A 12,862-nucleotide genomic window follows, 5' to 3' on the forward strand; every position below is an offset into this window, starting at 1 on the left:
CTTGCGAAAAAAAATAAACCAAACTAATCAGTTTAGCGTAGAAAATATACGAACCGACGCCCATCTTTTACTATACTGCCCGGATACATGCGGGCGAGCATTTCAAGGAGACCCCCTTTATGCGTCTGATTTCATTCATCAATGCCGCCTTGGTGATTGTCGCGCTGTATTTCCTTGTTTTTGAGCGTGACTCGCTTTTCGCCTTTGCAGGCCGAGGTGACGTTGAGGAAAGCACCGCATCTGAGACCGAAGAGGCCGCCGTTACGCCCACCAATGAAAATGCTGTGCGCGTGGTCGCCCTGCGCTCGGTCGCGCGCGAGATTGACAGCGCCGTCCTGCTGCGCGGCCAGACCAAGGCCAACCGTCAGGTCGAAGTGCTGGCCGAGACGTCCTCGACCGTGATCTCGGAGCCCAAGCGCCGCGGTGCCTTTGTCGAGGCGGGCGATCTGCTGTGTGAGCTTGATCCCGGCACCCGCCCCGCCAGCCTGGCTGAAGCGAAGGCAGGCAAGCTTGAGGCCGAAAGCCGCATCCCCGAGGCAGAGGCACGCCTGGAAGAAGCACATGCCCTTGTGGCCGAGGCCGATATCAACCTGAAAGCGGCGCGCAAACTGTCCGAGACGGGCTTTGGCTCGGAAACTCGCCGCGTCTCCTCCGAGGCCGCGATGAGCAGCGCCGAGGCAGGCATCAAATCGGCCGAGGCCGGGCTGGAAGCCACCCGCGCCGGCATCGAATCAGCCGCTGCCGAGGTTGAAGCCGCCCAACGTGAAATGGATAGGCTGACGATCGAAGCTCCTTTTCAAGGCCTGCTGGAAAGCGACACCGCCGAATTGGGCAGCCTGATGCAGCCGGGAACGCTCTGCGCCACCATCATCCAGCTGGACCCGATCAAGCTGGTGGGTTTCGTGCCCGAGACCGAGGTCAACCGCGTTCAGGTCGGGGCGCTGGCCTCGGCGCAGCTGGTCACCGGTCGTCAGGTCGAAGGCCGCGTGACCTTCCTCAGCCGCTCGGCAGATGAAACCACTCGTACCTTTGAGGTCGAGATCACCGTTCCGAATGAAGATCTGACCATTCGCGATGGCCAGACAGCGACAATCCGTATCTCGGCCGAAGGGGCCAAGGCGCATCTGCTGCCGCAATCGGCCCTGACCCTCAGCAACGAAGGGCAGTTGGGCGTGCGCACCGTCGGCGCGGGCGATGTGGTCGATTTCATGCCGGTTCGCGTGTTGCGTGACACGGCCGAGGGCGTTTGGATTGACGGCCTGCCCGAGACAACCGACATCATCGTGGTCGGGCAGGAATTCGTCGTCAAAGGCGTCACCGTGAACCCGACCTATCAGGAGGTCACGCAATGACGGGTATCGTCAGCTGGGCCGCCGATCGGGCCCGCATGGTTCTGGCCTTCATCCTGATTTCGCTGGTCATCGGCGGGTTCGCCTATGTCAATCTGCCGAAAGAGGGCGAGCCGGATATCGAGGTCCCTGCTCTGTTCGTATCGGTCGTCTTCCCCGGAATCTCAGCCGAAGATTCCGAGAACCTGCTGGTCAAACCGATGGAAACCGAGCTGGCGGATTTGGATGGTCTGAAAGAAATGACCGCCACTGCCGCCGAAGGCTATGCAGGCCTGTTTCTTGAGTTCGAATTCGGCTGGGACAAGACCGCAATCACCGCCGATGTCCGCGATGCGATGAACAGCGCACAGGCCGAGTTCCCGGACGGGGCCGAGCAATACTCTCTGAGCGAGCTGAACTTCTCCGAATTCCCCATCGTCATCGTCAACCTGACCGGCGCGGTGCCCGAACGCACCATGGCGCGTATCGCCAAGGACCTGCAGGACGACATCGAAGCGCTGGATTCTGTGCTTGAGGCCGGAATCGCTGGCAACCGGGATGAACTACTTGAGGTCATCATCGACCCTCTGCGTCTTGAGGCGTACAACGTCACCGCGAATGAGCTGATCACGGTTGTACAAAACAACAACCAGTTGATCGCAGCGGGCGAAGTAGACAGTGCGCAAGGTGCTTTTTCGGTCAAAATCCCTTCGTCCTTCAAAACCGCGCAGGACGTGTATGGCCTGCCAATCAAGGTCAACGGCGACCGCGTCGTCACTCTGGGTGAGCTGGCCGAAATCAACTACACGTTTGAGGACCGCGAGGGCACGGCCCGGTTCGACAATGTGCCGACAGTCGCTTTGCAGGTTGTCAAGCGTAAGGGCTTCAACCTGATCGACACGGTCGAGCAGGTCAAAGCGACTATCGCCGAAGCGCAAACCAAGTGGCCCGCCGAATTGCAGACCGCTGTCGACGTGGGCACCTCGAACGACCAAAGCCGGATCGTTGGGTCCATGGTCAGCCAGTTGGAGGGCTCGGTCCTGACGGCGATCGCACTGGTGATGATCGTCGTCCTTGCCTCGCTTGGGTCGCGGGCAGCGCTGTTGGTGGGTTTTGCGATTCCGACCTCGTTCCTACTGTGCTTTGCCTTTCTTGCGGTCATGGGGGTCAGTATTTCGAACATCGTGATGTTCGGTCTGATCCTTGCCGTCGGTATGCTGGTGGATGGCGCGATCGTTGTGGTCGAATACGCCGACAAACGCATCAAAGAGGGCGTCGGCCCGATGCATGCCTATGTCGAGGCGGCGCAGCGCATGTTCTGGCCCATCGTCTCCTCCACTGCCACGACACTCTGTGCCTTCCTGCCGATGCTGTTCTGGCCGGGTATTCCCGGTGAGTTCATGGGCATGCTGCCGGTCACGCTGATATTTGTTCTCTCCGCGTCGCTGATCGTGGCCTTGATCTACCTGCCGGTTATGGGCGGTGTCTCGGGTCGGCTGAGCCGCATATTCGACCGTGCCTCGGACTGGTTGCGTGGTCGTACGCCATGGTGGCTGCGCGCCGTACTAGTACCCCCGTCCTTCTATCTGGTCTTCCTCGGCGCGATGCAGGTGCTGAACCCCTCCTATCTGGTCGAGGGCGGCGGCTCACTGCTTGGGGCTATACTGATGATCCTCGGAGCCTTCGCCGGATCGGTCACGCTAGGCGCGGCCCGGATCGAGCGCAAACCCGACACCAAGGTTCACACGGCCAAGGAACACACGCCCTTCGGCTATGTCATCAAGTTCCTCGTGGGCAATCCGGTGATGCCGATTGTCTCGATTGCCGCCGTTATCATGGCTGTGATGACGGTGATTTCGGTGTTCGGCGAAAACAACCGGGGCGTTGAGTTCTTCGTCGAAAGCGAACCGGAACAGGCTACCGCTTACGTTCGCGCGCGCGGCAACCTTTCGTTGATGGAAAAAGACGCCATGGTGCTGGCCGCCGAACAGGTCATTGCCGCGCACCCGGCCGTGATCAACGTGTTCTCGTTTGCGGGCGAAGGCGGGCTGACCCAGAACAATGGCGGCGCGCAAGACCCAGCCGACACGGTCGGACGCGTCCAGTTTGAAATCATCCCATGGGAAGACCGCCCCAACGTCTCGGAGCCCATTCTGGGCGGGCTGTTTGATCGGCATTTCATCGCCCCCGAATATGATGGTGACTATGTTCTGGAAGAACTGAACACCCAACTGGCCGAGTTGCCCGGTTTCGAGGTTGAGATTCTGGCGCTGGAACAAGGCCCCGCCTCGGCCAAGCCCGTGCATCTGCGGATCAAGGGCGACGGGTGGGAGCCGCTGACTGCTGCTACTGTCGCCGCCCGAGAGGTTTTCGACACGACCCCCGGCCTGATCAAGACAGAAGACACCCTGCCCCTGCCCGGCATCGACTGGCAGATCGACGTTGACGTCGCCAAGGCAGGCCGATTTGGCGCCGATGTGGCCACTGTCGGGGCCATGGTACAGCTGGTCACGCGAGGTATTCTTCTGGGCGAAATGCGCCCCGACACCACGGATGAAGAGATCGAGATCCGTGTCCGCCTGCCCGAAGAGGACCGCGTTCTGTCAACGCTTGATACGTTGAAGGTGCGCACGGCGGACGGCCTCGTGCCCCTGTCCAACTTCGTCACCCGTCAGCCGGTCGCCAAATTGGCCGAAATCAATCGTGTTGATCAGGAACGCTATTTTGACGTCAAAGCCGATGTCGAGGCTGGCCTGAGCAAAGCAATGGTCGCTGGACCAGACGGTGGTGAAAAACGTTTGGCCGTTCTACGCGCGGTTGCGGATGGGGCTGAGCCGTCCTTCTCCGCGATCACAGCGCCCAATGGCAAGCAGTACGATCTGGTGCAACTGACCGAGGCCGAGACGACTGAGGAGCTGCGCACCGCCGTTGAAAATGGCGAGGCCAGTATTGCGCCGATCAATCCCAATGAACGTATCGCCGTCCTGACCGAATGGCTGAACACCAACCCGTTCGACCCTTCGATCACATGGGAATGGACCGGTGATCAGGAAGAACAGGCCGAAAGCCAGGCCTTCCTGTCCAGCGCGTTTCTGGCGGCCCTGGGGCTGATGTTCGTGATCCTGCTGGCGCAGTTCAACAGCTTCTACAACTCGGTTCTGGTTTTGCTGGCGGTTGTGCTGTCCACAACCGGTGTTCTGATCGGGATGCTGGTGATGGAGCAACCCTTCTCGATCATCATGACCGGTACGGGGATCGTCGCTCTGGCAGGGATTGTTGTGAACAACAATATCGTTCTCATCGACACCTATCAGGAATACAGCCGCTACATGCCGCGGATCGACGCGATTGTGCGCACGGCCGAGGCTCGGATTCGCCCCGTTCTGCTGACAACGCTGACCACAATGGCCGGTTTGACACCAATGATGTTTGGCCTGTCGCTCGATTTCATCAACGGCGGCTACACGATCGACAGCCCCACCGCACTGTGGTGGAAACAGTTGGCCACCGCTGTGGTCTTTGGCCTCGGCATCGCCACCGTGCTGACCCTGATCGTAACTCCATCGATGCTGGCCCTGCGGGTCTGGGTGACAACCTATGCCATCTGGCTGGGCAAACTTCTGGCGCGCGTCACAGCAGGCCGGTCCAGCCAGATCGCGCAGGACATGGCCATCGGCCAAAGCGCTCGGGCCGCACAAGCGACCGAGATCGTCTGGGACGAGCAGCCATCTGCCGGACCTTCTGAGGACGGGGCGGATCATCCGAACACGCCACCCGGATCGCCGTTGAGGGCCGCAGAGTAAACGCACTGGGCTGGGAACTTCCCGGCCCTTTTTACGCCGCTTGTGTGTCGGCTTGCTGGCGGCTCCACAATTGGGAATAACGACCTTCGCGCGCCAACAACGCATCATGGGTTCCCTGTTCGATGATCTCACCGCTTTCCAGAACCACAATCTGGTCGGCCTCGGCAATCGTGCTCAGACGGTGCGCGATGGTGATCACGGTCCGCCCTTCGCCCGCTCGGGCCAGAGCATCCTTGATCTCCTGCTCGGTATCGGTATCGAGGGCCGAGGTCGCCTCGTCCAGCAACAGAATGGGCGGGTTCTTGAGCAGCGTCCGCGCGATGCCCACACGCTGCTTTTCTCCGCCTGACAGCTTGAGCCCACGCTCGCCCACCTTGGTGTCATAACCTTCGGGCAGAGAAGCGATGAAATCGTGGATCTGCGCTGCACGCGCGGCCTCTTCCACATCGGCCTGCGTTGCGCCGTCACGGCCATAGGCAATGTTGTACCGGATTGTGTCGTTGAACAGCACCGTGTCTTGCGGCACAACGCCGATGGCCGCATGCAGGCTGGTCTGGGTCACGTCCCGCACGTCCTGCCCATCAATCTTCAACGCCCCGCCGGTCACGTCGTAGAACCGAAACAACAACCGCCCGATGGTGGATTTCCCGGACCCCGTCGCGCCCACAATGGCGACGGTCTGCCCCGCAGGCACCCTCAGCGACACTCCTTTGAGGATCTCACGCTCCGGGTCATAGCCAAAGCGCACGTCCTGCAGGGTCACCTCGCCTCCGTTGACCATCAGGTCCGGAGCGTCGGGCTTGTCTTTCACCTCGGCGGGCTGTTCCAGCAGGTCGAACATCTGGCCCATATCGACCAGTGCTTGCCGGATCTCGCGATACACCGTCCCCAGAAAGTTCAGCGGCACGGTGATCTGGATCATGTAGGCATTCACCATGACGAAATCGCCAACCGTGAGCGTGCCGTTCTGAACCCCAATTGCCGCCAGCACCATCACTCCGATGAGGCCACAGGTGATCAGGAAGGACTGCCCGAAATTCAGGAAGGCCAGCGAATAGGCGGTCTTCAAGGCCGCCCCGGCATAGGCCTTCATCGACACGTCATACCGGTTCGCTTCACGCTGTTCGGCGTTGAAATACTTGACAGTTTCGAAATTCAGCAGGCTGTCGACGGCGCGTTGGTTCGCCTCGGTATCCTGATCATTCATCTCGCGCCGCAGCTTTACGCGCCATTCGGTGACGGCAAAGGTGAACCAGATATACAGCGCGATGGTGACGGCCACGACGACCAGATACCAGACATCAAACAACCACATCAGAATGATCGCGACCAGCAGCAGCTCCAAGATCAGTGGCCCGATGGAAAACAGCAGGAACCGCAAAAGGAACTCGACGCCCTTGACCCCACGCTCGATGATCCGACTGAGACCCCCCGTTCGGCGCCCGACGTGATAGCGCATGGACAGTTGGTGGATATGCTGAAAGGTCTCCAACGCGAGCGCACGTAAGGCCCTTTGGCCAACGGGGGCAAAGGCTGCGTCGCGCAATTGCTGAAAGCCCACGGTCATCATCCGCGCGACACCATAGGCCACCGTCAGCCCCACCGCGCCAAGGGCTAAAGGAGGCACGCCCTCGCCCGCCAGACCGTCCACTGCGCCCTTGTAAAGGATCGGCGTATAGACGGCGATCAGCTTGGCCAACACCAGCATCGCCATGGCAATCACGACGCGGCGCTTCACCCATGGCTCATCCTCAGGCCACAAATAGGGCGCAACCTTACGGATCGTTCGCCAGCCAGAGCGGCGCTCGTCAATTCCGGCCAATTCGTCCGATGTCATGGGGGGCATACGTCGCATTACCTGCCTGGTGTGAAGTGCAATATGGGCCCCGGCCCGCGAAAGGCCAGAGCCTGGGCTTATTCAGGAATGGTGAACACCTGCCCCGGGAAAATCAGGTCCGGGTCGCGGATCAACTCGCGGTTGGCATCAAACAAGCGGACATAGAGCACGCCGTCTCCGAACCGCTCACGCGAGATGGCCCACAGGGTGTCGCCCGCCTGAACCGTAACCGACCGGATCGGCGCAGGGGTTTCCTGCGGTTGTTCCGAGGTCTGCGCCTCTGCCGCCTGCAACACCTCGACGGGTTCACGTTTGAAAGGCGTTTCAACCCGGCTGAGGACTGTGCCGTCGGAATGCACCTCGTCCACTCGCAGGGTGTAGACGCCGGGGTCAATCCCTTCGAGATCGCCCCGCCAATTGCCATCCTCTTGCGGGGTCACATCGGCCACCAGCCGGTTGTTCAGATAGATCCGCACAGCTGAACCTTCGTTCAGACGGCCCGTCAGTTGCACATCGCCGGAGTCGGAATAGCCGATTGTGTCCAGCTCAACCTGCTGCGGCGCGGAGTTCTCTTCGGACGGAGATTGCACCAGTTCCACCCCATCTTCACCCGAACGCAGGATAGCAACCTGTTGATTTTCAGCCGGAGTTTCGGTTTCTTCTTCCGGGGCCGATTCAGCCTCGGCAACGGCCTCTTCTGTATCCGCACCAGTGTTCTGGGCTTCGGCACCGGCATCTGCAGTTTCTGTAACGGTGTCCCCGGCTTCTGTACCCGTGTCTGCAGTATCCGTATCCAACTCCGCAGTTTCCTCCGTACCCGCCTGCGCAGTTTCCGTACTGGCGTCCGAGGCTTCCTTACCCGCGTCAGCGGTTTCCGTCGGCTGCTCCGGGTCAACGGATGCCACAATCGTATCCTCTGCCTCAGGCTGGGGGTCTTCAGCAACTTCCGGTTCCGAGGGCGCCTCCTCGGCCGTGGGCGCTGGCTCCTCGGGGGCGGGTTCTGGCAGGGCTGCGATCAGATAGTCGTCGGATCGAACGGTTTCACTCCCATCCGTTGATTGCAGAACGAGGCCGCGCGGATCATCACTGAACGGGACCGCAACGAATTCGGCGAACTGGCCTGTCTCATCGACGGAAAACTGATGCACAACCTCACCGTTCAGCACCACGTCAATGTCGCTGCCCGGCTCTGCCTCACCCGACAGCAACGCGCTGCCGTCCGGCGAAACGAAAATCTGGTCCAAAGCCGGAGGAGCCGTGGGAGCGGCTTCAACCGCGACCTCTTCGGGCTGGGCTTCGGGGTCTTCTGCGGCGGGTTCTTCAGCCTCGGCCTCGGTGACAGCCTCCTTTGGCGCAGGTGCGGGGTCCTGCGAGGCCTCTTCTTCGGGCGCAACCTCAGGCACACGAGTTTCCTCTGCAACCTCAACCTGTTCCTGTACGGGTTCAGGGCTGCTTGAAAACACACCCGACAAATACAGACCACCGGCCGCAAGAATTGCCACAAGGCCGACAAGCAGCCCCCAGATGAAACTACCCGAGCTTCCGCTTCCCGATGTGCCGTTCATTCTTTCCCTTTCATTCCGCCGCGAAACTGATGTGAGTGACTCGTGTTCCGGCGGAGAGTTGAGCCAACCTATCAATCTCGCTATCAGGGGTCAAAACGTCTGAAACAAGCCCGGAGCGCACCTGTCATGTCCCAGAAATCCGTCTGTGTGTATTGCGGGTCACGCAATGGCAACAATCCCGCCTATTCTGACGCCGCCAAGCAGTTGGGAGCCGCGCTGGCGCAGGAAGGCTGGCGGCTGGTTTACGGGGCCGGTGATGTGGGTCTGATGGGGGAAGTTGCGCGCGCCACGCAATCTGCCGGGGGCGAAACCTTCGGCGTTATCCCGGTGCATCTGGTCCAGCGCGAAGTCGGCAAAAGTGACCTGACGCATTACGTGATCACCGAGACGATGCACGAGCGCAAGAAAGTCATGATCATGAATGCGGATGCCGTCGTGGTGCTGCCCGGAGGGCCGGGATCACTGGACGAGCTGTTCGAGGCCCTGACATGGCGGCAGTTGGGCCTGCATGACAAGCCGATCGTGGTGGTGAATGTGGGGGGCTACTGGGACAAGCTCCGCGACCTTCTGGAACAGGTGATCGAACAGGGATTTGCCGATCAGTCCCTGTCAAGTTTCGTGACTTGGGTCGAGGATGCCGACGCGGCCATCGCCGCTTTGCGGTAGGCAGATGTGTGGGCGGCCGAGGCCGCCCGTTTTCACTCAAGCCAGACGTGGCGCAGGGCGAAGGCGCTGTTTCAGCACCTGTTCGACCTTGTGAAGCGGGTGGTTGGTCAGGGTTTTATCCACCTCGGCCACAACTTTGGCCAGCACCTCACTATGCAGCCTGCGCCGCAGCAGGCCCAGAACATGGGGGCTGGCCACCAGAACAAGCCTGCTGAATTTGCCTTTCAAACCCTTGCGGTTCAGAAGATTGGCAAGGTCCTGCACGAACAGCGATTTCGCATGGGATTTCCAGTCCGACTCCTCAACCGCCGATTTCTGGTTCGGCCCCGGATCAGACCGCCGGCCGGCCCTGTCAGTGGGGCGGTCTTGCGCCTCTTGCTCCTCAACCGAAACAACAACCAGATTAGGGTCTTCGGCATCGGTGATGTTCTCGACGAACAGTGCCTTTTCCCCATCCGCGATAACAACCCAGGTTCCCTGTTCAAGTGCAGCCATTATGCTCTCCCGTAGTGGTTTCCATGGCTATCCCTCATGTATTGGGCACAAGTTCTTTGCGTCGCGGCCAGAGCGTTCTGGCGCGGTGTTTGCTTGTGCTTCCAATGGGTGCGGTTCTCTCCCTCCGCCCTATTTACTTAAGCACTGGCGGACCCGGTACAATCCCGTCTCATACCGAAACTTGACGTATCGGCAAGTTTTCACCTGCGCTTCATGTTCGAGTAGATTGCGGAGCTAGTGGATGCCCGCGGTCAGACCCCGCATCAGCCATCGCTGCAGCCCGATCACGACAATAGCTGGTGGCAGCAGCGCCAAAAGCGCCAGAACCATACCCGCCGTTCCTCCAAAGCCCGAATAGGCCATGCCGCGCACCAAGGTGTCATGGTCCTGACTGGTGGTGGTGATCATGATCGGCCAAACATACTGGTTCCAACCCAGCACAAACAGGATCGCAAACACAGCCGCGATCATCGGTAGAGACAGAGGTATAACGATATCAACCAGCACACGCAGCGGTCCGGCGCCGTCCATCTGGGCAGCCTCCATCACCTCAGCAGGGATCTGGCGCATGTATTGGCGGAACACCAGCACGCCCAGCCCGCTGGCCGTAATCGGCAGGATCATCCCGGCGTAGGAATTGAGCAGCCCAAGATCACTGGCAACGGCGAAGGTCGGCAAGATCCGGGTCTCGATCGGAAAGAACATCGCGATCAGTATCACGGCGTAGATCAACCCGCTGCAGGGCAATCGAAAGAACACCAACGCATAGGCGGCCATCATCGACATCACGCTTTTCAAGATGGCAACGCCAAGGGCCAGTACCAGCGAATTCCACATCATCGCCCCTGCCCCAATCCCAGCGCTGCTGAGGCCACCACGCCAGACCCGCTGAACCAAGGCCCAAAACTCGGGCAGATCAAGGGCCGTGAGCAACTGCCAAAGCAGCAGGCAGACCGGCCCGCACATCAAGGCAACGCCCGCCAGAAGGATCGCGTGATCGAGGAGGTGGTTTCCGCGCAAGCTTGAGGTCCAATCGTCAAAATGGCGGTTTGCCAGTTGGTTACAGCAGGACTGTCACGGTTGAGGCGGTCTCGCAAGGTTTGCGGCGCGGATTGACCAACCGTGCCACATTAAAACCATGCCAATGAAAAAGGCCTGCCAGCGTCTCCGCCAGCAGGCCCTTGTTCCCGAACGGGAAACTCAGATCACATGCGCGATGCGACGTTTTCCCAGTTCACCAGGTTGTCGAGGAAGTTCGACAGGTAAGCCGGACGCTTGTTGCGGAAGTCGATGTAGTAGGAATGCTCCCACACGTCACAACCCAGCAGAGCGGTCTGACCAAAGCACAGCGGGTTCACGCCGTTTTCGGTTTTGGTCACGGCCAGCGAGCCGTCAGCGTTTTTGACCAGCCATGCCCAGCCCGAGCCGAACTGACCAGCGCCAGCCGCGCTGAACTGCGACTTGAACTCGTCAACCGAGCCGAAGCTTTCGGTCAGCGCTTTTTCAAGCTCGCCGGGCATGGCGTTGTCGCCGGGGCCCATCATCTCCCAGAACTGGTTGTGGTTCCACAGCTGGCTGATGTTGTTGAAGATACCGTTCTGGGCGACGGCATTTGCGTCGTAGGTCCCTACGATGATCTCTTCCAGCGACTTGCCGTCCCACTCGGTGCCGGCGATCAGCTTGTTGCCGTTGTCGACATAGGCTTTGTGGTGCAGGTCGTGGTGATATTCCAGCGTTTCGGCGGACATGCCCTTGGCTGCCAGCGCGTCATGTGCATAAGGAAGATCAGGAAGTTCAAAAGCCATGTCGGCCCCCTGTAAAATAAAAGTTGCGGTTCCCAAGGGTTAAATGCTTTGGCAACCGCCGCAGGTCAAGGGGCGAGACAATAAAACCCGGAGGTCCGCGATGCTGACACAGGCGCGCAAGATGTTTTACCGCGCCCGCGGATACTATGCTGGGAACCTGAATGGTCAGGCGTTCCGGCTGGATCCCTACCATTCCAAATTCTGGCGCAAAGCCTCGGCCGGAGAATGGGAGCCTGAGACCTTCGCCGTTCTCGATCAGTTCCTGTCCCCGGAAAACGACTATCTGGATATCGGCGCGTGGATCGGGCCGACTGTCCTCTACGGTGCGCGCAAAGCCCGCCATGTGTATTGTTTTGAACCCGACCCGACCGCCTTTCGCCATCTGGCCTGGAACCTGGATCTGAACGATATCCGCAATGTCTCGGCCTTCGGAGTGGCGTTGTCGGATCAGTTCGGAGTGGCCCGCATGGCCTCAACCCGAGGAGAGCCGGGCGATTCCACCAGTTCCCTTTTGCATGACGCGGCGCATGGAACGGATGCTTTGACAATCGCATGGGAGCAGTTCCAGGCTGTCCAGGATTTAAGCCAGGTCTCGCTGGTGAAAATGGATATCGAAGGGGCCGAGTTCTTTGTCCTGCCGACGCTTCTGAACTGGCTGAAACAGAAACGCCCCGCCCTGTTTCTGTCCTTGCATGCGCCGCTTTTGGATGAGGCAGACCGCCAATCCCAGTTGGCGGGTCTTTTGGAGAGCTTACGGTTCTACCGTCAACTATCCGATGAATCAGGGCGCCCGTTGGCCTTTCAGGACCTCCTTGAGGAGCAAAACCTTATGCACTACCGATCGATTGTTCTGCAAGGATAGGGTGTGACACTATTGTTCCCGCTTCGGTTGTAAATCCACTTGAAATCGGACAGCTACACTGATTTTCAATTAGCTGAAAGATAAAGATCTGGATCGTCATGAAACAATTATTCTTAGCATTGTCTATTTTTGCATTTGCGCAAGCTGCAAACGCTGAAACAACCACCTTCGATTGCGCTGTCCGCGATCGCGACGGAAGCGGATGGATCGCCCCTCGCTATATTTTCGTTGTCGACAAGGAAAATGGCGCTGCTCAAACAGTCAGCGGCCATAACGATGTGCTGCCTGCGGTGTTTAAAATCGATAGGAAAAACCGTTACAGTCTTAGTTGGCAGATAGAGCTGAAAGAGATAAGCGGCAAAACTGTCAGGATAAACTACAATGCGCGCATTGACCCTTCAAACGACAAAATTAAACTGCGCGGCAACTGGGTGAATGCAAACTTCGTCAACAAGCCCTACGGCGTCGGAACATGCAGCGTGCAAAGGTAAAACCTGTTGG

10 protein-coding genes are annotated in these 12,862 nt (G+C 59.4%); 5 read left to right on the top strand and 5 right to left on the bottom strand.

The features are described from left to right. Positions 1 to 119: 119 nt before the first annotated feature. Positions 120 to 1,352: an efflux RND transporter periplasmic adaptor subunit gene (locus tag J7394_RS14765; protein WP_209254034.1), complete on the top strand. Its 1,233-nt coding sequence runs from the start codon at positions 120 to 122 to the stop codon at positions 1,350 to 1,352. Then, positions 1,349 to 5,131, top strand: a complete 3,783-nt coding sequence (locus J7394_RS14770; protein ID WP_209254035.1) for an efflux RND transporter permease subunit — start codon at positions 1,349 to 1,351, stop codon at positions 5,129 to 5,131. Before J7394_RS14765 ends, J7394_RS14770 begins: the two co-directional genes overlap by 4 nt. 31 nt (positions 5,132 to 5,162) lie before the next feature. On the opposite strand, the gene J7394_RS14775 is transcribed toward J7394_RS14770, so the two are convergent. Together J7394_RS14775 and J7394_RS14780 are read right to left on the bottom strand one after the other, a co-directional pair. Next, positions 5,163 to 6,968: an ABC transporter ATP-binding protein/permease gene (locus J7394_RS14775; protein ID WP_371812030.1), complete on the bottom strand. Its 1,806-nt coding sequence runs from the start codon at positions 6,966 to 6,968 to the stop codon at positions 5,163 to 5,165. Positions 6,969 to 7,045: 77 nt separating this feature from the next. Then, positions 7,046 to 8,533 carry a LysM peptidoglycan-binding domain-containing protein gene (locus tag J7394_RS14780; RefSeq protein WP_209254038.1) on the bottom strand — a complete coding sequence of 496 codons (1,488 nt, stop codon included), beginning with the start codon at positions 8,531 to 8,533 and terminating at the stop codon, positions 7,046 to 7,048. Positions 8,534 to 8,659: 126 nt separating this feature from the next. On the opposite strand from J7394_RS14780, the gene J7394_RS14785 reads away from it, so the two are divergent. After that, a complete protein-coding gene (locus J7394_RS14785; protein ID WP_209254040.1) occupies positions 8,660 to 9,199 on the top strand; it encodes a TIGR00730 family Rossman fold protein in 540 nt (179 codons plus the stop codon). 36 nt (positions 9,200 to 9,235) lie between these two features. On the opposite strand, the gene J7394_RS14790 is transcribed toward J7394_RS14785, so the two are convergent. The 3 genes from J7394_RS14790 to J7394_RS14800 all read right to left on the bottom strand — a co-directional run bounded on the left by J7394_RS14790 (position 9,236) and on the right by J7394_RS14800 (position 11,499). Then, a complete protein-coding gene (locus J7394_RS14790) occupies positions 9,236 to 9,694 on the bottom strand; it encodes a host attachment protein (RefSeq protein ID WP_209254041.1) in 459 nt (152 codons plus the stop codon). A gap of 234 nt (positions 9,695 to 9,928) precedes the next feature. Further along, positions 9,929 to 10,714: an ABC transporter permease subunit gene (locus tag J7394_RS14795; RefSeq protein WP_247748232.1), complete on the bottom strand. Its 786-nt coding sequence runs from the start codon at positions 10,712 to 10,714 to the stop codon at positions 9,929 to 9,931. A 185-nt stretch (positions 10,715 to 10,899) separates the two neighbouring features. Next, positions 10,900 to 11,499 (bottom strand): superoxide dismutase, encoded by a 600-nt coding sequence (locus J7394_RS14800; RefSeq protein ID WP_170704218.1) that lies wholly within the window; start codon positions 11,497 to 11,499, stop codon positions 10,900 to 10,902. Positions 11,500 to 11,599: 100 nt separating this feature from the next. Between J7394_RS14800 and J7394_RS14805 the strand changes: the two genes are divergently transcribed. Continuing rightward, a complete protein-coding gene (locus tag J7394_RS14805) occupies positions 11,600 to 12,361 on the top strand; it encodes an FkbM family methyltransferase (RefSeq protein WP_209254042.1) in 762 nt (253 codons plus the stop codon). Positions 12,362 to 12,459: 98 nt separating this feature from the next. Then, on the top strand, positions 12,460 to 12,852 hold the full coding sequence (locus J7394_RS14810) for a hypothetical protein (protein WP_209254043.1): 393 nt from the start codon (positions 12,460 to 12,462) through the stop codon (positions 12,850 to 12,852). Positions 12,853 to 12,862: the final 10 nt, after the last annotated feature.

It is taken from the genome of Ruegeria sp. R13_0, from assembly GCF_017743995.1.
In the GTDB taxonomy this organism is placed as follows: Bacteria; Pseudomonadota; Alphaproteobacteria; order Rhodobacterales; family Rhodobacteraceae; genus Ruegeria.

What these genes read in the sequence shown, in the direction of transcription:
- J7394_RS14765 (WP_209254034.1), top strand. Translation starts at nt 120, where the DNA reads ATGCGTCTGATTTCATTCATCAATGCCGCCTTGGTGATTGTCGCGCTG.
- J7394_RS14770 (WP_209254035.1), top strand. Translation starts at nt 1,349, where the DNA reads ATGACGGGTATCGTCAGCTGGGCCGCCGATCGGGCCCGCATGGTTCTG.
- J7394_RS14775 (WP_371812030.1), bottom strand. Translation starts at nt 6,968, where the DNA reads ATGACATCGGACGAATTGGCCGGAATTGACGAGCGCCGCTCTGGCTGG.
- J7394_RS14780 (WP_209254038.1), bottom strand. Translation starts at nt 8,533, where the DNA reads ATGAACGGCACATCGGGAAGCGGAAGCTCGGGTAGTTTCATCTGGGGG.
- J7394_RS14785 (WP_209254040.1), top strand. Translation starts at nt 8,660, where the DNA reads ATGTCCCAGAAATCCGTCTGTGTGTATTGCGGGTCACGCAATGGCAAC.
- J7394_RS14790 (WP_209254041.1), bottom strand. Translation starts at nt 9,694, where the DNA reads ATGGCTGCACTTGAACAGGGAACCTGGGTTGTTATCGCGGATGGGGAA.
- J7394_RS14800 (WP_170704218.1), bottom strand. Translation starts at nt 11,499, where the DNA reads ATGGCTTTTGAACTTCCTGATCTTCCTTATGCACATGACGCGCTGGCA.
- J7394_RS14805 (WP_209254042.1), top strand. Translation starts at nt 11,600, where the DNA reads ATGCTGACACAGGCGCGCAAGATGTTTTACCGCGCCCGCGGATACTAT.
- J7394_RS14810 (WP_209254043.1), top strand. Translation starts at nt 12,460, where the DNA reads ATGAAACAATTATTCTTAGCATTGTCTATTTTTGCATTTGCGCAAGCT.